Origin of the sequence: Streptococcus sp. CSL10205-OR2 (assembly GCF_025660655.1) — a bacterium.
Lineage (GTDB): Bacteria > Bacillota > Bacilli > Lactobacillales > Streptococcaceae > Streptococcus.
Genome location: NZ_JAOTIN010000004.1, coordinates 26,221 through 45,190 on the forward strand (window position 1 = coordinate 26,221; position 18,970 = coordinate 45,190).

Genomic DNA, 18,970 nt, shown 5'->3' on the forward strand with positions numbered 1-18,970 from the left:
TTATTATTTTAAATCAAACAATTCGATAAATAAAGAGTGATAAAATAGCAATATCAAGAATTGAGAAATAAGCCTATAATAAAAAACCTAGCCTATTAAAGTAAGCAAATGTAGAAAAGAGAGAGATTCACATGTTCCATAAAAAAACGATTTTGGCAATAATAGTTAGCAGTCTTGTTTTAATCGCAGGACTCACATTAATGTTTAGTTTAAATCAAGAAAAAACCGACACCCAAGAAAACCTAACCAAGCAGCAACATGCCCTAGAAACAAGTATAGTAAAATTATTGGTTAGTGAGTATGAAGGCGTAGAAGCAGTCTCGTTTAATGGTTGGGGCTATTCTCCAGAAACAGGTTCGTGGGCAACGATAGCAACCATTAACCGTGACAATACAATAAGTTTTTCATTCGATGGTCTTTCTGGACTTGAGGAGATAGATGGCAGTACTTATCATCCTGATACCTTTAAATTAGAAGAAAAACCGGGTTTTGAAGATCTTCCAGGTGCTAGATTCCGCGTAGAAGAAATTGAAAAAACTTCTATTGAAGGAATAAAAATTATACATTCTAAAAATCAAAAAGAGGATTAAGATGGAGATACCAGATAGTAGTTATTAAAGACTGACTAAAGAAGTCTCTAATAAAAAAACTAGCCTATTAAAGTAAACAAGTGTAGAAAAGTGAGAGATTCAGATGTTTCATAAAAAAACCATTTTAGCAATAATAGTTAGCAGTCTTGTTTTAATCGCAGGACTCACATTAATGTTTAGCTTAAATCAGGAAAAAACCGACACCCAAGAAAACCTTGCAGAGCAGCAACATGCCCTAGAAACAAGCATTGCAAAATGGTTTGTCAATGATTATGAAGGCGTGGAAGAAATAGAATTTACAGGTTGGGGTCATTCTCCTGAAACTGGTTCTTGGGGAACAACTGTTATTATTAACAAAGATAATGAAATAAGTTTATCATTTTCTGGTCTTTCAGGTTTGGAAGAATTAACTGGAATCACATACTACTATTATGAATTTCATTTAGAAGAAAGACCTGGTGTTGAAGATCTTCCATCCGCAAGATATAGAAGTGAGAGCATTGAAAAAATATCTCTTACAAATATTAAAATTACTTATTCAAAAGATTATAAAGAGAATTATGATGGGAATATCAGATAGTAGTTATCAAGAACTGGCAAAAACATCTATAACATTAAACCAAGTAAAATAAACTTAAGCATATTCAAAAAAATGGGAGAGAAAAATGTCAAAAAATAAAATGATTTTGGCAATAATAGTTAGCAGTCTTGTTTTAATCGCAGGACTCACATTAATGTTTAGCTTAAATCAGGAAAAAACCGACACCCAAGAAAACCTTGCAGAGCAGCAACATGCCCTAGAAACAAGCATTGCAAAATGGTTTGTTAGTGATTATGAAAACGTGGAAGAAATAGAATTTACAGGTTGGGGCTATTCACCTGAAACAGGATCATGGGGAACAATTGTTATTATTAATAAGAATAATAGAATCAGTCTTTCGGCAGAAAGTTTGACAGACATAGAAAAAATTGATGGCTTAACTTATCATCCTGAAGAATTTAAATTGGAGAAAAATCCAGAGATTGAAAATCTTCCTCCTATAAGATATCGAGTAGAAGATATTGAAAAAATATCTCTTGAAGGAATAACAATTACTTATTCTAAGGATTATAAAGGTAACTAATAAGAGTATTTCAGATAGCAGTTTTCAAGAAATTGCTGAAAAGGTTTCTGAACATAGCTTAGAAGAGTGAAATCAAAAAATACCAGAAAGATGAGGTAGTCAGATGTTTCATAAAAAAATGATTTTAGCAATAATAGTTAGCAGTCTTGTTTTAATCGCAGGACTCACATTAATGTTTAGCTTAAATCAGGAAAAAACCGACACCCAAGAAAACCTTGCAGAGCAGCAACATGCCCTAGAAACAAGCATTGCAAAATGGTTTGTCAATGATTATGAAGGCGTGGAAGAAATAGAATTTACAGGTTGGGGTCATTCTCCTGAAACTGGAGACTGGTATATGAGAGTCATTGTTAATAAGGACAATAGAATGAGTCTATCTTTTGATAACTTAGAAGGATTAGAAGCAATGTCAGGTAGCGTTCATTCTCCAAAAACTTTTAAAGTAATTGAAAAACCAGAGGTTGAGGAACTACCGGCAATAAGATATCGAGTAAAAGATATTGAGCAAACATCACTTGAAGGTATAATTGTTATTTATTCTAAAGATTATAAAGGAGATTAAGATGGGAATACCAGATAGCAGTTATCAGAAAATTGCTAAAGAAGTCTATAATACAGAGCTTAGAAGAGTGAAATCAAAAAATACCGGAAAGATGAGATAGTCAGATGTTCCATAAAAAAACCATTTTAGCAATAATAGTTAGCAGTCTTGTTTTAATGCTAGGACTCACATTAATGTTTAGTTTAAATCAAGAAAAAACCGACACCCAAGAAAACCTTGCAGAGCAGCAATATGCCCTAGAAACAAGCATAGCGAAAATGTTTGTCAGTGATTATGAAGACGTTAAAGAAATAGAATTTACTAAATGGCTTTATTCATCCAATACTAGCTCATGGTATATTACAGTTATTATTAATAATGATAATGAGATTAATCTTTCGTTTGATAGTTTATTAGGTTTAGAGGAGCTTTCAAGTAGTGTCTTTTCTTCAGAAACTTTTAAATTAATAAAAAAATCAGGAATTGAAAACCCAATGGTTGTAAACTCTCGACTAGAGAGTATTCAAAAAACATCTCTTGAAGGTGTAAAAATTATCTATTCTAAAAATCAAAAAGAGGATTAAGATGGAGATACCAGATAGTAGTTATTAAAGACTGACTAAAGAAGTCTCTAATAAAAAAACCTAGCCTATTAAAGTAAACAAGTGTAGAAAGATGAGGTAGTCAAATGTTTCGGAAAAAAATGATTTGGGCGATAATACTAAGCAGTTTAGTTCTAGTAGTAGGAATCACATTAATGTTTAGCTTAAATCAGGAAAAAACCGACACCCAAGAAAACCTTGCAGAGCAGCAACATGCCCTAGAAACAAGCATAGCGAAAATGTTTGTCAGTGACTATGAAGACGTCAAAGAAATAGAATTTACAAAGTGGGGTCATTCAAAAGAAACTGGAGACTGGTACATGATAGTTATTGTTAATCAAGATAATGAAATTAGTCTTGCTTTTGACAGTTTATCGAGCTTAGAAGAACTTTCAAGTAGTGTCTACTCTTCAGATACTTTTCAATTAATTGAAAAATCAGAAATAAAAAATTTACCAGCAGTTAGATATCGAGTAGAAGATATTGAAAAAATATCTCTTGAAGGAATAACAATTACTTATTCTAAGGATTATAAAGGTAACTAATAAGAGTATTTCAGATAGTAGTTTTCAATAAATTGCTGAAAAGGTTTCTGAACATAGCTTAGAAGAGTGCAATCAAAAAATACCGGAAAGATAAGGTAGTCAAATGTTTCGAAAAAAAATGTTTTTAGCAATAATACTTAGCAGACTCGTTTTAATAGGAGGACTCACATTAATGTTTAGTTTAAATCAGGAAAAAGTCGACACCCAAGAAAATCTAACAGAACAACAACATGCCCTAGAAACAAGCATTGTAAAATTATTGGTTAGTGAGTATGAAGGCGTAGAAGAAGTCTCGTTTAATGGTTGGGGCTATTCTCCAGAAACAGGTTCATGGGGAACGATAGCAACTATTAATAAGAATAATATAATGGATTTTTCATTTGACGGCCTTTCTGGACTAGAGGAACTAGATGGAAGAAGCTATTATCCAGACACTTTTAAATTAGTTAGAAAACCTGGTGTAGAAAACCTTCCAGGTGCTAGATTTCGAGTAGATGAAATTGAACAAACTTCTATAGAAGGTATAAAGATTACACATTCAAAAAAACGAAATGAGGATTGATATGGGAATATCAGATAGTAGCTATCAAGAATTGGCAAAACAAGTCTATAATACTGAACCTGCAAAAGCTCAATCAAACGGTTATAATGTTGTTAATGTAGGTGATTCTTTGTCTGATCGTTATACCAAAAAACAATACCAAGTTCTTGCTGTTCAAGACAACAACAATGATGCTGACCCCACTAATGACAATGGGATGCAAGCCATGGCTGTTGCACCAATAGTCAATGGGAAAGTAGATACAACGCAAATTGTCATTGCCTATGCAGGGACAAATAGTGCAGATTTTCTTGATTATCCTTTAACAGAAAATAGGTCTTCAATTAATGTGATGCTTGTCTAAACTTTTTAATGATAAACTTCGTATTTTTAATCATTTTTTGATATAATGATGACAATAATAATGTTTGACAAAATGCGTCCGTCTAAGTGAATCAAAAATAATCTGATTGTATTTATTAACAACTAAATAAAATGAGATGATGTTTGCTTCTTAGATGACAGTTAAAAACATATCATAGAAAAGCAATAAAATTGCAGAAAGATGAGGTAGTCAAATGTTTCGGAAAAAAACGTTTTTAGCAATAATACTTAGCGGACTCGTTTTAATAGGAGGAATCACATTAATGTTTAGTTTAAATCAAGAAAAAGTCGATACCCAAGAAAACCTAACAGAGCAGCAACATGCCCTAGAAACAAGCATTGCGAAAATGATGGTCAGTGACTATGAAGAAGTTAAAGAAATAGAATTTACTGGTTGGGGCTATTCTCCAGAAACTAATTCATGGGGGACAACAGCAATTATTAATAAGGAAAATCGAGTAAGTTTTTTATTTGATAGTCTTTCAGGGTTAGAAACTCTTTCAGGATATAACTATCATCCTGATACCTTTAAATTAGAAGAAAGCCCAGGATTTGAAGAACTTCTGGGCCCTAAGTTTCGTTTGGACAGTATTGAGAAAACATCACTGGATGGTGTAAAAATTATTCATTCAAAAAATCAAAAAGAGGATTAAAATGGGAATACCAGATAGTAGTTTTAAAGATTTAGCTAAACAAGTTTACAATATAGAACCTAGTAAAGCTAAGTCAAATGATACAGATATTATTTATGAAGGTAAAACTTTATTAGATGGTGTTACATTAAAAAAATACCAAGTCATTGCTGTTCAAGACAACAACAATGATGCTGACCCCACTAATGACAATGGGATGCAAGCCATGGCCGTTGCACCAGTAGAAAATGGCGAGGTGGACACATCACAAATTATCATTGCTTTTGCAGGGACTAATACTGATGATGCTCGTGATCTCGGTACTGATTTTCAAAACATACTTATAAATCAAAAGCTTGGCTTAATAACTGATATCAAACCTGTGTTTTCTTCAATGATTAATGACCATTCAGAAAATTCAGTTGTGCTTCCAAATCTTTTAATGCCAACACCAGCTCCAGCTCTCTCAATCACAGGTAGCGAAACTCAACTGGAGTCTAGCCTCCAATTTTATTACCAATTAAAAAAAGATTTCCCAAATTCTAACTTTAGCTTTACTGGACATTCTTTAGGAGGGTTTATAGCTCTTTTTGTAGCAGTTAAAACCCAATGGCCAGCTACTGTTTTTAATGCTCCTAATGCTGGACGTCTATTGACAATGCAAGAGATTATTTGGGTCAAAAAGAATCAAGAATTGTACAATAGTTTTCGTATTAACAGCGATTTAATTGGTAATTTTGGTGCCTATTTTGGAGTTGATATTTTGGGGGTTTCAAAAGGAGTTAATGGGCCATATTCAATTCATGATATCATAGATAATCATGATGTTGATACTATTTTTGCTAACCACGACATTGATGCTTTCCGTTTCAATAGTAAAGGGCAATTGATAGATGAAAATGGTAAAGTGATTGGCACACAATACTTAGATAGTCATTTCTATGATAATCTCGTTTCTTCTAAAGAGAAAATGAAGCATTTCAAAACCTTAAAAAAACGTTGGCAAGAAAGTGGTGGTCGTTTATCAGGAGCAGAGAAGTTGTTTTTAGATGCTGCTCAGGGCCAAATATTAGCGTCTTCAATGGCAAAAACAGCACGCGCCGGAGCTGATCAGGTCTCTGATTTTAGAACTACTGCTAATGAAGCTGTACAAGCCATTTGGAACGCTATTGATTTTAGTTCTTATAACGAATTAACCTATTATGAAGTTAAAAGTATTTTTGCTGATGAGGGAATTACCTATGACAAATTCGTTAATTCTTTTCACTCTTATACTGATGCCATAACTTTAAAGATGACAAGTCTGGCTGAAGATTTTGAAACACTAGACACTGAAATTCAGACAGTCATTGATAGCAAGGTGGCACTGGATGATAAACTTGCAGGAGAATTTAAAGCATGGCAAGAAGAACTATAGATATTAGTGACATTCATCAAAAAGAAATAGCATTGGAAGCTGAAGAAACAAGCTACTACACGCAAAAGAAAAAATATCAAGAAAAAGAAGAAAATCTTGAACACAGAAGATTTTTGCTTCATCAAATGGTTCAAGAAGAAAAAGAAAAAATGAATCAAACCTTGAAACGTTTTTCTTTACCACCAAGTGAAGCTATGGATTTTTTTAATAAAATGGAACACCTCTTGTCAGAATCAGACAGTCAATTTAAAAGACAATACCATCAGTTAGAAGAAGAAAGAGAACTAGCAAAGAGTAAGTTTCAACAGTTAAAAAATCAATTGGAAATTGAGCTTAAAACATTAAGAAAGGAGTATGCAAATGATAATGAATGATTACTATTCCTTTGACTTCGACGAATATGAGTTAGTTTTAAAACAAATTCGTCGAGATGTAGAAATAGCTCGTATTGTAACAGAATCTCGTTTGGCTAAGCAGAGTAGAAAAATAGAAAAAGAAAACTTTAAAACGAACACTGAAAATAGTTCAAAAACGACTAAAAATAATATTGAAGCCATCAAAGATCAATTAGATACAGCCATTAAAGGTGAGGTAAGGAATAAATTAGAAACATTGCTATCAGAAAAATTAAACAATTATGATAGTATCATTTAATAAAAGAAACGGTTTATAACGACAAAGAAAAACGCTAGACTAGCGTTTTTTTGTTATTTTAGGCAGATAGTCACAAGCACTATAAGACAAAGGCACCTTGTCTCCATCAATCCTTGTTCAATTTTGAGTGTTGAGCAATGTAGGCCAGTTTTTCCTGTCTTGTTTTTTGTTTGAAGTAGTTCTCAGCGCTCATGGCCTCACTTTTTGTCGCGAATTCTTCTTGATAGATGAGCTCAACCGGCAAGCGTTGCTTGGTGTATTTAGCGCCTTTACCGGCATTATGAGTGGCTAAGCGTTTTTTAACATCTGTGGTATATCCAGTATAAAGTGTGCCATCAGAACATTTTAGCACGTACATAAAAGCTTTTGTGTTATCGTCCATAGTATATCTCAAAAATTTCCTTTGTATAATCACCATTGTCTTCGTGAACAATTAGAGGTGGTAGGATTTTTAATCCCTCAATGGAACCATCTTTAATGGCTTCAATTAAGAGCATATTGGCTTCTTTTCCTGCCTTTGGGTGAACAAACTGAACACGCTTTGGCGCCAAGTTATGGGCCTTCAAGGTTTCAAGAATTTCTAAAAAACGATCAGGACGATGCACCAAGGCTAAGCGGCCATTACTTTTTAAGGCGTGACGACTCACCTCACAAATCTCAGTCAAATTGGTTGTGATTTCATGCCTAGCCAGTAGGTAATGTTCACTCAGATTCTTTTTAGACGTGTTGGTTGCTTTAAAATAAGGAGGATTGCATAAGATAAGATCCACCTGAGATCTAGGCACATGGGTTAAAAGATTTTTCAAATCATCATTAATCATTGTCACTTGATTTTGCAAGTCATTAAGCAAAATAGAGCGTTGTGCCATTTCAGCCAAGCGTTCTTGCAGTTCAATCTCAACGATTTTGGCGCGTGTTTTTGTGGAGGCAAATAAGCCCACAGCCCCGTTACCACTGCACAAATCAACAATTAAACCACGACTGGGAAATTTTGGGAAACGAGCTAGCAAAACACTATCAATCGAATAGCTAAAAACGTCCTTGTTTTGAATGATTTTGACATCTGTTGAAAATAATTGGTCGATGCGTTCCATGTCTTTTAGATTTACTGATTTCATGTTATAATTATAGCATAAAATTTAAGGAGAGTTTAACGTGTTTTATACCTATCTACGTGGTTTAGTCGTTTTTTTACTATGGATTATCAATGGCAATGCCCATTACCACAACCAAGATAAGATTATTGATCAAAAAGAAAATTATATCTTTGTTGCCCCACACAGAACTTGGTGGGATCCCGTTTACATGGCTTTTGCTGCTCGTCCAAAACAATTCATCTTTATGGCGAAAAAAGAACTCTTTGAAAATCGCTTGATTAGTTGGTGGATTAGAATGTGTGGTGCCTTTCCAGTTGACCGTGAAAATCCAAGTCAAAAAGCTATTCGTTACCCGATTAAAATGTTGAAAAACAGTCAACGATCGCTCATGATGTTTCCAAGTGGGAGCCGTCATTCAACGGAGATTAAAGGTGGAGTCGCAGCCATTGCCAAAATGGCCAAGGTGAGAATTATGCCAGCTGTTTATCAAGGACCAATGCACTTAAAAGATTTGATTAAAGGTGATCGTGTTGACGTCAACTTTGGTAATCCTATTGATGTGTCAGACATTAAACGTTTGGATGATGAAGGGCTAAAAGAAGTGGCGAGTCGTATTCAAAATGAATTTGACCGTTTAGATGAAGAAACCAAACCTCTTCATAATAACAAAAGAGTGAATCCTCTAACCTATCTTTTTAGAATTCCTTTTGCTTTGATTGCTCTTGTTGTTGTCATCTTTACCTTTTTATTTAGCCTGATTGGCAGTTTCGTCTGGGACCCAGAAAAACATTTTAAATAAAGCTTTTCCTTAACAGGAAAGCTTTTTTATTTACGAATAATGAGATAAGAGGTGATGTATGGAAACAATGATTGAAAAACTTAAAGAAAATAAAATAGTGGCAGTTTTAGTAGCTATTATTGTGGTTTTAGCCCTCAGTGTGATTATCCCTATGATGATGCCTGAAAAAGAAACGACACAAGTAGATATTTTGGAAACGCCACAAATAGAAGAGACAACTACAACCCAAACAAGTGTGGCAGAAAATCCTCCTCAAGAAGTGACTATCGATTTAAAAGGTGCAGTCCTTAAAGAAGGTGTCTATCAAATGCCTAGTGGTAGTCGTATCAATGATTTAATCAACAAGGCAGGTGGTTTTTTAGAAACTGCTGATAAAAAATCAATCAATCTTGCTGAAAAATTAACGGATGAACAAGTGGTTTATGTTGCTAGTCAGGGTGAAGATATCAGTGTCATCACACCAGAAACCAAGTCAAAAGAAAATGGAAAAATTAACCTTAATACGGCTAGTTTGGAGGAGTTGCAAAGTCTTTCAGGTATCGGTCAAAAAAGAGCGCAAGATATCCTTGATTACCGTGAAGCAAATGGTTCTTTTAGTTCCCTTGATGACTTGAAAAATGTCAGTGGGATAGGTGAAAAAATGGTTAATCAATTAAAAGAAGAGGTGCGTTTTGATTAAGTGGTTTCCTCTTAAACCGATTTATTTGGCTTTTTTACTCGTTCTCCTTTATTTTAATGTCTTTTACTTTTCCTATCTTCTTTTGGCATGGTTTTTACTAAGCCTTTTTCTTCTTGTTAAACAACACAATCGACAAACGATTTATCAAACAGGTCTTTTTTTGAGCCTCTTTTGTTGTTTTTTTCTGTTTATCAAACAACAAAGTGAAGTTCAGTCTAAAGAAGCATTAAGAGAAGTGACAGAGGTTCAGATGCTGACTGATAGTCTTGTCATTAATGGCGATCAACTAAGTTTCACAGGTCGTTTTGATGGACACAGCTATCAAGTCTTCTATCAGTTGAAAAGTCAAAAAGAGAAAGCTTTTTTTGCTGAGAACACACAAAATCTTCTCTTAAAAGTAGAAGGAGTGACGCAAAAAGCGACTCCTCAGCGTAATTTTAAAGGATTTAACTACCAACACTATTTGAAGACAAAAGGCATTTATCAAACGCTTCATATCAAAGAGATAAAAGCGATTGAAACGACACCAGCGAGTGATCCTTTTGCTTATCTCGCCATGCTGAGGCGACGTGCTATTGTTATGATTCAGACCAACTTTCCTGCCCCGATGAAGCATTATATGACGGGGCTTTTGTTTGGCTATCTCGACAAGGAATTTGCTGAAATGACGAATTTATACAGTAGTCTGGGGATTATTCATTTGTTCGCCTTATCAGGTATGCAGGTTGGTTTTTTTCTCCGCTATTTTAGAAAATTTTTCCTAAGAATAGGGATTTGTCAGGAACATGTTCTCGTTCTCCAAGTTTTTTTCTCTTTCATCTATGCTGGCCTAACCGGTTTTTCAGTCTCGGTCATTCGTAGCTTGATTCAAGCCCTACTATCAAAATGGCAAATTAAAGGACTAGATAATTTCGCCACCACCCTTATGATAAGCATGATTATAATGCCATTTTTCCTACAAACCACAGGCGGAGTCCTCAGTTTTTCCTTTGCCTTTATTATTGGTGCGATTAATAGTGAAGGCAAAAATCCTTTTCAACAAAGGGTGTTTAAGAGTTTAAGTATTTCACTAGGAATTCTTCCACTTTTAATCTGGTTTTTTTCTGGTTTTCAACCTTTTTCGATTATCCTAACAGCCGGTTTTGCTCTTTTATTTGATGTGTTTTTATTGCCTCTCTTATCGATTGCTTTTTTATTGCAACCCGTGCTGTCGCTTTCTTTCTTTAATCCTTTCTTTATTTTGTTAGAAAGGATGATTTCAAGCCTCAGTCAGATTTTAGGTCAACCCTTGATTTTTGGTAGCCCCAATTTGGTCCAGCTGATGTTACTACTGCTAGGTTTATTGTTTTTATATGATTATCGGCACAAGAAAAAAGTGATTGTCTGGCTGGTTTTAGGACTAGCTCTTGTTTTTATTAGCATCAAACACCCTTTTGAAAATGAGGTAACCGTGGTTGATATTGGTCAAGGAGATAGTCTTTTTATCAGGGATATGACAGGAAAAACGATGCTGATAGATGTCGGTGGTAGACTTGATTTTGCACCTAAAGAAGCTTGGCAGAAAAAATACAGTGTGTCAAATGCTGAAAGAACTCTGGTTCCTTATCTGAAAAATAGAGGGGTGACTAACATTGACCAGCTGGTTCTAACTCACACCGACACAGATCATATTGGTGATATGGAGGTGATTGCCAAACAGTTTACGATTGGTGAAGTGCTAGTTAGTGAGGGTAGTCTGACTAATCCAGATTTTGTCAATCGTTTGAAAGCGATGGCTGTTAGTGTTCGCGTTATAAAAGCAGGAGATAGATTACCAATCATGAATAGTCAGCTCCAAGTTCTATATCCTCATCAGCTGGGTGATGGTAAAAACAATGATTCCATCGTTTTATACGGAAAATTATTGGACAAAAGCTTTCTATTCACTGGTGATTTGGAAAAAGAAGGCGAAGAAGACCTCTTAAAACACTATCCTGATTTAAAAGTCGATGTTTTAAAAGCAGGACATCATGGTAGTTCAGGTAGTTCGACGCCAGCTTTTTTAAAAGCTCTTTCACCAGCCTTAGCTCTTGTATCAGCAGGTGCCAACAATCGCTACCACCATCCCAATCAAGAAACACTAGAACGTTTTAAAGAAGAAAAGATTAGTGTGCTTAGAACAGATACTAATGGCGCCATTCGTTTTAAAGGGATTAATCAATGGACAGTTGAAACGGTGAGATGATATCTAAGCTAGTTTCAAATTGTGCTTTAATCCTCCAAGACCAAGATGTCTATCAGAAAAAGTATAGGAACTTAGCTGATAAGTATGAAATATTGATTGTTGAACTTGAAATCAGTGGAAAAGAAACTCCTAGAAGAAGCACACTATCACAAAGGTCTTATAGAATTTTTAGTGAAAGAGCAATAAGAACGTATTCGTGAGGCATTCGAAAATTAACGAACAGCTGATATTATTCCAGCTAAGCGTGAGTTTACGGATGTTAAAGCAACAAGTTGAGAGTAGAAGTATATTGTCGTGTCAGTACTTTTGATGAAACTCAGTCTACAAAGTGGAAGATATACATATCCTATAAGATAAGGCTTTCGTCTTTAAGCATATTAAATTTGAGAAGTTGCTAGACTTCAGAAAGAATGATAAGTAAATGTAAGTCCACTCACTCACAATTCATATTGGTAGGGACGTGGTCTCTGTGTTCCTACTATTTTCTATTTTGCTGTAAGTGTTTTCGTGGTATAATGATTTTAATGAGGTGTTTCTATGAATAACAAAATTACTAAAATTCGCCCACAGTATCCAATAGGTAAGAGAATAATTTGTGTATGCCATCAAAATACAATGAATATCACAGATTTCTGCTTAGTCGTTTAGGACAACCCCCATTAGTTGCAGTTTGTATGAATCCATCCGCAGCTAATAAGTCCTACAGTGATAGAACTATCAATAGAATAATCAATGCAAGTAAGAAGTTAGGATATAATGGTTGGCTAGTAGCTAATGTGTATCCTGAACGAGCTACTAATGCCTCTGATTTGGATGACTTTAACCCAGACCTTTCTGAAGAAAATGTCCAGCTAATTTTGGAGTTTTTAATTGATAACGGTATCGACGAAGTTTGGGGTGCTTGGGGGAATCTAGGACAACATTCCTTAGTAAAAGTTAGAAATCACCTCTTAGACTCATTTAAGCAGAATAATAACTGTGTGTATTCTTTCGCACCTCTAATTAAGTGGGGGCAACCAGTCCATCCTTTGAACCGAAGTGTAAAACAGAATATTTCAGAAGCTGGTAAGCTGTATTTAGATTTTTAGGTAATTTTTATGGATTTAACAGTTGATAAACGAGAGAGGTTAGTCCAACTATTAACCTCAGAGTATACCGTACCAGAAGAATATATAGATTGTGTAATGGCAGCTGTAAGGCAGTTTGCTACTAAGAACTACTCTGATGAAGTCATAGAGAAAATGGTGAGAACACCACAAAGTCTTTCAAAAGGACTTGCTCTACTCAGGGAAAGAAATGGTAAAAATGATTTAAGTTTGTTTAGGGGCATTATTGCTGAATGGTTTGTCTGTGCTGAATATAATGCGTTGAAGAACAAGGGTACAGTTATTATGACAATAACAAATCCTGATCCTTCATCGAAGGCAGATTTACTTCATATTATCAACACAGGCGAGGGTTTTAAAGCAGTTCCAGGACCTGATGTAAAAAGTGGTGGCAGTACATATATATTTAATCAGTGGAAGAAGATAGTTAATGAGAGATATGAAATTCCTATGGTTGATATTGAAGGTATTCTAACTACTGAGGAAGGCTTAAAACAACTGACTAAAAAACAACAAACAGAGTTTGATGAGTTGTGCATTCAATTCCCAAGTAAACGACCGCTTGATACTTCTTTTGATAAGTCAGACATCAATAGAGTAATGGCCGATTACTTGAAGTTTGTAGAGTTTGATTTGTTGCCAAGTGCCGAGTCGGAGCTCTCTGTACAAGATATAAATACAACAAAAATCAAAGAAAAATTGTATAGTGGTATAGTATCAAATGGACAATCTTATGATTGGATGGCTTATGCAAAAGAGAGCAAAAATATCTTTAATGAAGAGGTATCTACTGGTACTTCTGAGAATAACACGACAAAGGTGGAAAAAGATTCTGATTCTAAAGAGAAAGCATCTTTTGTAGTTTCATATCAACCAGTTAATAAGAAAAAGGGACTTTTAAAGTTTATTTCTCCAACAGCAGTTAATACTAGTAAAAAAGTTGCAATTGGCATAGGTCATGGTTTTAAAAAAATAGGGAAGGCAACTTTAAAATTTGTTGATGAGAATCCAGAGTTCGTTGAAGCTGCAGTAGCTATTATTGCTGTTGCTTTATCTAGTAATAATGAAAGCCGTGATATAAGTAAATCGAACAAAGGTGACTACTATTATGGTGACGAAGCAAAATCTTATGATGATGAGTACTATGCAGATTTTGAGAATACTTCAGTATCTAAAAAATCTTCCTTAGCTAGTGATGAGAAAATAGGAGAGCCTTTAAAGGATGAAGATACGTTTATTGAAGTTAATAGTTTCTCAGATGAAGCTTTAAAGAACAGAGAGGCACATGCAAGTAAGCACATTAGAAAACTGCGTGAAGGGCAGAAAGCTTCACCAGAAAAAATTGCAACAGCTAAAGAAAATGGATTTGATTTAGCGCCTGGAGAAACCTGGGTTAAAGATTATTGAGTTCTTAAAACATTGGGGAGTTATTTGAATAATTAATATCGATATGGAAACAGAAGTAGGTAACTGAATTATACAAAATACAGGAGGTCTGACTTGTTACCAGAAAAATATAAACCAAATCAAAAGGAAGTAGAGAAATATCTAGAAAAGTGGGATTCATTGGAAAACTATGTTCTTCAAGAAAATGCGTTAGATAAATTGTTCTTCACTACCTATCCTAAAAATGTTGATATTGATGACATTCTTATAAAGGTTTCGGCACTAAATGATTTTTACAGTACCAATATTTTTAGCGTCTTTCCAGTTGCAAAGCATATCTTAAGTCTCAATATTGATGAAGCTATTAAAAATTCTGATGAGTCTATTGTAAATAAGATGGCTTTAGTTAATATGAATGGAAAGACAAAAAACTTCTACTCTTTTGCAACTAAATACTGTAGCCATCACTTTCCTAACGAATATCCAATTTATGATATTTATGTCGAGAAAGTATTAATGGCTCTAAATAAAAGAGATCATTTTTACAAATTCAAAAAAATTGAATTGAAGAATTTTTCTACCTTTAAATCGGTTATAATTGCTTTTAGATTATTCTACGGTTTAGACAAGTTTAGCGTCAAAGATATTGATCGGTATATTTGGCAACTTGGTAAAGAATATTTCCCTAATAAGTATTAGAGGCTTGTCAGTCATAACAATCAACATATTTATTTAATATTTAAAAAATCGGAGTCATTCTGAACTGCACCCTTAAAGTTAGACAATAAATCTAACTTTAGGGGTGTTTTTTCTATGAAATTAAGTTATAACGATAAAATTGAAATATATCAACTGAGATAATTGGGATGGACTTGGTAGCGTCTCTCTCAAAAATTTGGTGTCCTCGACTCTCTTCTTGAATACATGATACGTCTTATTGATAAGCATGGAATAGAAATTGTTCACAAATTGAAAAATGGTAATGATTTAGTAGCTTACAGTTAGAACTATATTTTTAAAAGAATTTGCCAAAACTAGATTGACAAAAGTTAAATTTATGTTTAAAATAAAAGAAACTTAATTAGACCTGAAATCGGGTGAGAGGTTCGACTCCTCTCCTCACCATACAGAGCTAACCGGTGATGCAGGCTCTTCCCCAATTATTTCAACATCTATTCAAATTGGTGTGGAAATTCTTATTGATATAATAAGTACTTGGTTTGCTGAATGGCTAGAAAATAGGGAGAACAAAGTTATGAGTATAATAATGGCGTCAATTTTTAAGTTTATGTGCCTCGTAGTAGCGGTGGGAGTTTGTACGGTTACTTTAGCTTGAACGAGGCACTACAAAAGGACATTTCTTCGGAAATGTTCTTTTGTAGTTCTTGGTAAATAAGTAAATTGTATCAAATTGAGAACCTATACCGACACAGACAATATTGGTGATATGGAGGTGATTGCCAAACATTTTACGATTGGTGAAGTGCTGGTTAGTGTGGGAAGTCTGACTAATCCAGATTTTGTCAATCGTTTGAAAGCGATGGATGTTAGTGTTCGCGTTATAAAAGCAGGAGATAGATTACCAATCATGAATAGTCAGCTCCAAGTTCTATATCCTCATCAGCTGGGTGATGGTAAAAACAATGATTCCATCGTTTTATACGGAAAATTATTGGACAAAAGCTTTCTATTCACTGGTGATTTGGAAAAAGAAGGCGAAGAAGACCTCTTAAAACACTATCCTGATTTAAAAGTCGATGTCTTAAAAGCAGGACATCATGGTAGTTCAGGTAGTTCGACACCTGCTTTTTTAAAAGCTCTTTCACCAGCCTTAGCTCTTGTATCAGCAGGTGCCAACAATCGCTACCACCATCCCAATCAAGAAACACTGGAACGTTTTAAAGAAGAAAAGATTAGTGTGCTTAGAACAGATACTAATGGCGCCATTCGTTTTAAAGGGATTAATCAATGGACAGTTGAAACGGTTCGGTGATTATTTAAGTTTAAAGTCTGGAGACTCTTTTGTCCCAGTCTTTTTTCTTTAACGTTAAATCTAGCCTTATAAGCTAGACACTGATAACTTTTTTTCAGAAATATCATCCTTAAGGGAATCTTAAGTCTTATTTAAGAAATAGTTAATAAATGACTAAGAAGCACTTAAGGTCTTCTTGCTATACTAGCCTCAGTAAATAGAAAAGAGGAATTATCTCATGAAAAAAAATAAATCTAGCAATCCGTATAAGACGGCTTCTTATCAAAAATGGTCCATTCGTCGTCTCAGTATTGGTGTTGCATCTGTGATGTTAGCTAGTGGTGTCTTAATCTTTGTGACACCAACCTCAACTGGTTTTGCAGATGAAACAAGTAAAACGGTAGCTGTCGAACAAGTTGATAATCTGGAAAATCCTGAATCAGACTTGGAGACAAAACCTATCTTAGAAGAAGACATAACCAAAGTAGCAGAAGATGCTAAAGAAGTCATTGATGAACCAGCCCTTGAACCAATTGTTAAAGAAAAAACACAAGAAGCTGTTTCTGAAGCAGATGTTATTGAAGAAACATCACCAATAGTTAATGAAGCATTACCTATTGAGGATGAAAACTTACCAGCTTCTGAAATCATTCCAGTTGCCGTTGAAGAACCAGTTAACGAGCCAGAAATGATGATGAGCACACCAGAAGAAGTGAAAGCTTCACTCGCTGATAACATTCAAGCTCACACTAATGTCCCAGCTTCCTACTTAACAAACGCTCAAGCCCCTGGTCCATTTACAGCAGGTGTTAACCAAGTGATTCCATATGAAGCTTTCGGTGGTGACGGGATGTTAACACGTCTTCTCTTGAAAGCGGCTAACGGTGCCCCATGGTCAGATAATGGCACAGCTAAAAATCCAGCACTCTTACCATTAGATGGCTTAACACAGGGAAGCTATTTCTACCAAGTAGCCTTATCAGGTAACCTTGCAGGCTTAGAAGGTCAAGCATTGCTTGATCAACTAAGAGCCAATGGCACACAAACTTATGACGCTACTGTTAAGGTTTATGGGGCTAAAGATGGTATGGCCGATATGAACAACCTTATCGGTGAAAAAATGGTAACAGTAACCATCAACAAAGAAACCACACCAGAAGAAGTGAAAACTTCTATCGCTGACAATATTCAAGCCCACACAGATGTGCCAGCTTCTTACTTAACAAACGCTCAAGCCCCTGGTCCATTCACCGCTGGTGTTAACCAAGTGATTCCATACGAAGCCTTCGGTGGTGATGGGATGTTAACACGTCTTCTCTTGAAAGCGGCTAACGGTGCCCCATGGTCAGATAATGGCACAGCTAAAAATCCAGCACTCTTACCATTAGATGGCTTAACACAAGGTAGCTATTTCTATCAAGTAGCCTTATCAGGTAACCTTGCTGGCTTAGAAGGCCAAGCATTGCTTGATCAACTAAGAGTCAATGGTACACAAACTTATGACGCTACTGTTAAAGTATACGGTTCTAAAGACGGTATGGTTGATATGAACAACCTTATCGGTGAAAAAATGGTGACCATCACTATCAACAAAGACATGCCAAAAATGGATGATAAGAATGATAAGATGGAAAACATGCCAAAAGACAAGATGGAAAATGATTCAAAAAATAAAATGAATCACTCTTCACAAATGTCAAAAGACAAAGAAATGAAGCAAGAACACCAAAAATCTTCTTCACAACCAACAACAACTATGTCAGCTAAAAAATCTGATAAGATGTTACCTTCAACTGGTGAAGAAAGTCATTCACTTCTTACTATTGTTGGTCTTCTCTTAACAATGATTGTGGCAGGTGTTTCCTTCTTAGCCTTTAAATCAAAAAAAGACGCCAATAGCTAAACCAACTTGTAGAAGATAGCGTTTTAAAGAGGATAGTGTTATACTAATGGGTGGTATAACACTATTTTTCTAACTAGGAGAAAAACATGACTTATAGGATTCTATTGGTTGATGATGAACCTGCCATCATTGACATCAATCGTCGTTATTTAAAACAAGCAGGCCACGATGTCGAGATTGCTGGTAATGGTCTTGAAGCACTAAATTTAGTAAAACAGTCAGACTTTCATATTATTATTACGGATATTATGATGCCTCAAATGGATGGTTATGATTTTATCAGTGAAGTGTTATTGTTAAATCCAGATCAACCTTTCCTCTTTATAACCGCTAAAGTTTCAGAGCCGGATAAGATTTATTCTCTTAGTTTGGGGGCAGATGATTTTATTTCAAAACCTTTTAGTCCCAGAGAATTAGTCCTAAGAATTAATAATATTCTAAAACGTATTTACGGTCAAAATGAAGAGCAAGATACCTTGACGATTGGGGATTTGATTATCAATCACGTCAAACGTGAGATTAGGATTGCCGGTCATAAGCTTGAAATGACCAATAAAACATTTGAACTTTTATGGATTTTAGCTAGTCATAAAAACCGTGTCTTTTCAAAGACTGAACTTTATGAAAAAATCTGGGAAGATAATTACATGGAAGACACCAATACCTTAAATGTGCATATTCATTCTCTTCGCAACGACATGGCAAAATATAGAACGGATAAGACGCCAACGATTAAAACCGTTTGGGGGTTGGGGTACAAGTTAGAGGATTAAG

General features: G+C 35.0%; 21 protein-coding genes and 2 pseudogenes. 21 read left to right on the forward strand and 2 right to left on the reverse strand.

The annotated features are described in order from the left end of the window. Positions 1-200: 200 nt before the first annotated feature. From N7659_RS03220 to N7659_RS03275, 12 genes and pseudogenes are all read left to right on the forward strand, one after another. Positions 201-590 carry a hypothetical protein gene (locus N7659_RS03220; protein ID WP_263275883.1) on the forward strand — a complete coding sequence of 130 codons (390 nt, stop codon included), beginning with the start codon at positions 201-203 and terminating at the stop codon, positions 588-590. Between the two features lie 172 nt (positions 591-762). Then, positions 763-1,170 (forward strand): hypothetical protein, encoded by a 408-nt coding sequence (locus tag N7659_RS03225; RefSeq protein ID WP_263275884.1) that lies wholly within the window; start codon positions 763-765, stop codon positions 1,168-1,170. A gap of 154 nt (positions 1,171-1,324) precedes the next feature. After that, positions 1,325-1,714 carry a hypothetical protein gene (locus N7659_RS03230; RefSeq protein ID WP_263275886.1) on the forward strand — a complete coding sequence of 130 codons (390 nt, stop codon included), beginning with the start codon at positions 1,325-1,327 and terminating at the stop codon, positions 1,712-1,714. A 103-nt stretch (positions 1,715-1,817) separates the two neighbouring features. Continuing rightward, the gene (locus N7659_RS03235; protein WP_317629563.1) at positions 1,818-2,276 is read left to right on the forward strand and encodes a hypothetical protein; all 459 of its coding nucleotides are present in this window, start codon (positions 1,818-1,820) and stop codon (positions 2,274-2,276) included. Positions 2,277-2,380: 104 nt separating this feature from the next. Beyond that, positions 2,381-2,839 (forward strand): hypothetical protein, encoded by a 459-nt coding sequence (locus N7659_RS03240; RefSeq protein ID WP_317629564.1) that lies wholly within the window; start codon positions 2,381-2,383, stop codon positions 2,837-2,839. 104 nt (positions 2,840-2,943) lie between these two features. Next, positions 2,944-3,402: a hypothetical protein gene (locus N7659_RS03245; RefSeq protein WP_317629565.1), complete on the forward strand. Its 459-nt coding sequence runs from the start codon at positions 2,944-2,946 to the stop codon at positions 3,400-3,402. A gap of 172 nt (positions 3,403-3,574) precedes the next feature. Beyond that, positions 3,575-3,964: a hypothetical protein gene (locus N7659_RS03250; RefSeq protein ID WP_263275789.1), complete on the forward strand. Its 390-nt coding sequence runs from the start codon at positions 3,575-3,577 to the stop codon at positions 3,962-3,964. 1 nt (position 3,965) lies between these two features. Next, positions 3,966-4,259, forward strand: a pseudogene (locus N7659_RS03255) (hypothetical protein); the annotation flags it as partial. 331 nt (positions 4,260-4,590) lie between these two features. Next, complete coding sequence (locus N7659_RS03260) at positions 4,591-4,980, forward strand: hypothetical protein (RefSeq protein ID WP_263275791.1); 390 nt, start codon at positions 4,591-4,593, stop codon at positions 4,978-4,980. Between the two features lies 1 nt (position 4,981). Next, the gene (locus N7659_RS03265; protein ID WP_263275792.1) at positions 4,982-6,376 is read left to right on the forward strand and encodes a hypothetical protein; all 1,395 of its coding nucleotides are present in this window, start codon (positions 4,982-4,984) and stop codon (positions 6,374-6,376) included. Further along, positions 6,358-6,750 (forward strand): hypothetical protein, encoded by a 393-nt coding sequence (locus N7659_RS03270; RefSeq protein WP_263275793.1) that lies wholly within the window; start codon positions 6,358-6,360, stop codon positions 6,748-6,750. Before N7659_RS03265 ends, N7659_RS03270 begins: the two co-directional genes overlap by 19 nt. Beyond that, complete coding sequence (locus N7659_RS03275) at positions 6,737-7,030, forward strand: hypothetical protein (RefSeq protein WP_263275794.1); 294 nt, start codon at positions 6,737-6,739, stop codon at positions 7,028-7,030. The genes N7659_RS03270 and N7659_RS03275 overlap by 14 nt, the downstream gene beginning before the upstream one ends. Positions 7,031-7,136: 106 nt before the next feature. Here the strand turns inward: N7659_RS03275 and N7659_RS03280 are convergent, their stop codons facing one another. Together N7659_RS03280 and N7659_RS03285 are read right to left on the reverse strand one after the other, a co-directional pair. After that, entirely contained in the window at positions 7,137-7,412 is a 276-nt protein-coding gene (locus tag N7659_RS03280) for a GIY-YIG nuclease family protein (RefSeq protein ID WP_263275795.1), read from the reverse strand. Continuing rightward, positions 7,402-8,148: a tRNA1(Val) (adenine(37)-N6)-methyltransferase gene (locus tag N7659_RS03285; RefSeq protein WP_263275796.1), complete on the reverse strand. Its 747-nt coding sequence runs from the start codon at positions 8,146-8,148 to the stop codon at positions 7,402-7,404. Before N7659_RS03285 ends, N7659_RS03280 begins: the two co-directional genes overlap by 11 nt. 37 nt (positions 8,149-8,185) lie before the next feature. On the opposite strand from N7659_RS03285, the gene N7659_RS03290 reads away from it, so the two are divergent. The 9 genes and pseudogenes from N7659_RS03290 (at position 8,186) to N7659_RS03330 (ending at position 18,969) form a co-directional block, all read left to right on the forward strand. Next, entirely contained in the window at positions 8,186-8,926 is a 741-nt protein-coding gene (locus N7659_RS03290) for a lysophospholipid acyltransferase family protein (RefSeq protein ID WP_263275797.1), read from the forward strand. 58 nt (positions 8,927-8,984) lie between these two features. Then, positions 8,985-9,605 carry a helix-hairpin-helix domain-containing protein gene (locus tag N7659_RS03295; protein WP_263275798.1) on the forward strand — a complete coding sequence of 207 codons (621 nt, stop codon included), beginning with the start codon at positions 8,985-8,987 and terminating at the stop codon, positions 9,603-9,605. Next, positions 9,598-11,829, forward strand: coding sequence for a DNA internalization-related competence protein ComEC/Rec2 (locus N7659_RS03300; protein WP_263275799.1), 2,232 nt, complete (start codon positions 9,598-9,600; stop codon positions 11,827-11,829). The genes N7659_RS03295 and N7659_RS03300 overlap by 8 nt, the downstream gene beginning before the upstream one ends. Before the next feature lie 599 nt (positions 11,830-12,428). Continuing rightward, complete coding sequence (locus tag N7659_RS03305; RefSeq protein WP_263275800.1) at positions 12,429-12,917, forward strand: DUF1643 domain-containing protein; 489 nt, start codon at positions 12,429-12,431, stop codon at positions 12,915-12,917. A 9-nt stretch (positions 12,918-12,926) separates the two neighbouring features. Continuing rightward, positions 12,927-14,342: a hypothetical protein gene (locus N7659_RS03310; protein WP_263275801.1), complete on the forward strand. Its 1,416-nt coding sequence runs from the start codon at positions 12,927-12,929 to the stop codon at positions 14,340-14,342. Positions 14,343-14,435: 93 nt separating this feature from the next. Further along, a complete protein-coding gene (locus tag N7659_RS03315; RefSeq protein ID WP_263275802.1) occupies positions 14,436-15,020 on the forward strand; it encodes a hypothetical protein in 585 nt (194 codons plus the stop codon). Positions 15,021-15,738: 718 nt separating this feature from the next. After that, positions 15,739-16,314: pseudogene (locus N7659_RS03320) on the forward strand (ComEC/Rec2 family competence protein); the annotation flags it as partial. Between the two features lie 217 nt (positions 16,315-16,531). Then, positions 16,532-18,196 (forward strand): SSURE domain-containing protein, encoded by a 1,665-nt coding sequence (locus N7659_RS03325; RefSeq protein WP_263275803.1) that lies wholly within the window; start codon positions 16,532-16,534, stop codon positions 18,194-18,196. Positions 18,197-18,282: 86 nt separating this feature from the next. After that, a complete protein-coding gene (locus tag N7659_RS03330; RefSeq protein WP_263275804.1) occupies positions 18,283-18,969 on the forward strand; it encodes a response regulator transcription factor in 687 nt (228 codons plus the stop codon). The last annotated feature ends 1 nt before the right edge of the window (position 18,970 follow it).

Bases quoted from the DNA above. Each gene is read 5' to 3' on its own strand.
- N7659_RS03250 (WP_263275789.1), top strand. From the start codon at position 3,575: ATGTTTAGTTTAAATCAGGAAAAAGTCGACACCCAAGAAAATCTAACA.
- N7659_RS03270 (WP_263275793.1), top strand. From the start codon at position 6,358: ATGGCAAGAAGAACTATAGATATTAGTGACATTCATCAAAAAGAAATA.
- N7659_RS03245 (WP_317629565.1), top strand. From the start codon at position 2,944: ATGTTTCGGAAAAAAATGATTTGGGCGATAATACTAAGCAGTTTAGTT.
- N7659_RS03280 (WP_263275795.1), bottom strand. From the start codon at position 7,412: ATGGACGATAACACAAAAGCTTTTATGTACGTGCTAAAATGTTCTGAT.
- N7659_RS03260 (WP_263275791.1), top strand. From the start codon at position 4,591: ATGTTTAGTTTAAATCAAGAAAAAGTCGATACCCAAGAAAACCTAACA.
- N7659_RS03220 (WP_263275883.1), top strand. From the start codon at position 201: ATGTTTAGTTTAAATCAAGAAAAAACCGACACCCAAGAAAACCTAACC.
- N7659_RS03285 (WP_263275796.1), bottom strand. From the start codon at position 8,148: ATGAAATCAGTAAATCTAAAAGACATGGAACGCATCGACCAATTATTT.
- N7659_RS03235 (WP_317629563.1), top strand. From the start codon at position 1,818: ATGTTTCATAAAAAAATGATTTTAGCAATAATAGTTAGCAGTCTTGTT.
- N7659_RS03295 (WP_263275798.1), top strand. From the start codon at position 8,985: ATGGAAACAATGATTGAAAAACTTAAAGAAAATAAAATAGTGGCAGTT.
- N7659_RS03275 (WP_263275794.1), top strand. From the start codon at position 6,737: ATGATAATGAATGATTACTATTCCTTTGACTTCGACGAATATGAGTTA.
- N7659_RS03230 (WP_263275886.1), top strand. From the start codon at position 1,325: ATGTTTAGCTTAAATCAGGAAAAAACCGACACCCAAGAAAACCTTGCA.
- N7659_RS03310 (WP_263275801.1), top strand. From the start codon at position 12,927: ATGGATTTAACAGTTGATAAACGAGAGAGGTTAGTCCAACTATTAACC.
- N7659_RS03305 (WP_263275800.1), top strand. From the start codon at position 12,429: ATGCCATCAAAATACAATGAATATCACAGATTTCTGCTTAGTCGTTTA.
- N7659_RS03240 (WP_317629564.1), top strand. From the start codon at position 2,381: ATGTTCCATAAAAAAACCATTTTAGCAATAATAGTTAGCAGTCTTGTT.
- N7659_RS03330 (WP_263275804.1), top strand. From the start codon at position 18,283: ATGACTTATAGGATTCTATTGGTTGATGATGAACCTGCCATCATTGAC.
- N7659_RS03325 (WP_263275803.1), top strand. From the start codon at position 16,532: ATGAAAAAAAATAAATCTAGCAATCCGTATAAGACGGCTTCTTATCAA.
- N7659_RS03225 (WP_263275884.1), top strand. From the start codon at position 763: ATGTTTAGCTTAAATCAGGAAAAAACCGACACCCAAGAAAACCTTGCA.
- N7659_RS03265 (WP_263275792.1), top strand. From the start codon at position 4,982: ATGGGAATACCAGATAGTAGTTTTAAAGATTTAGCTAAACAAGTTTAC.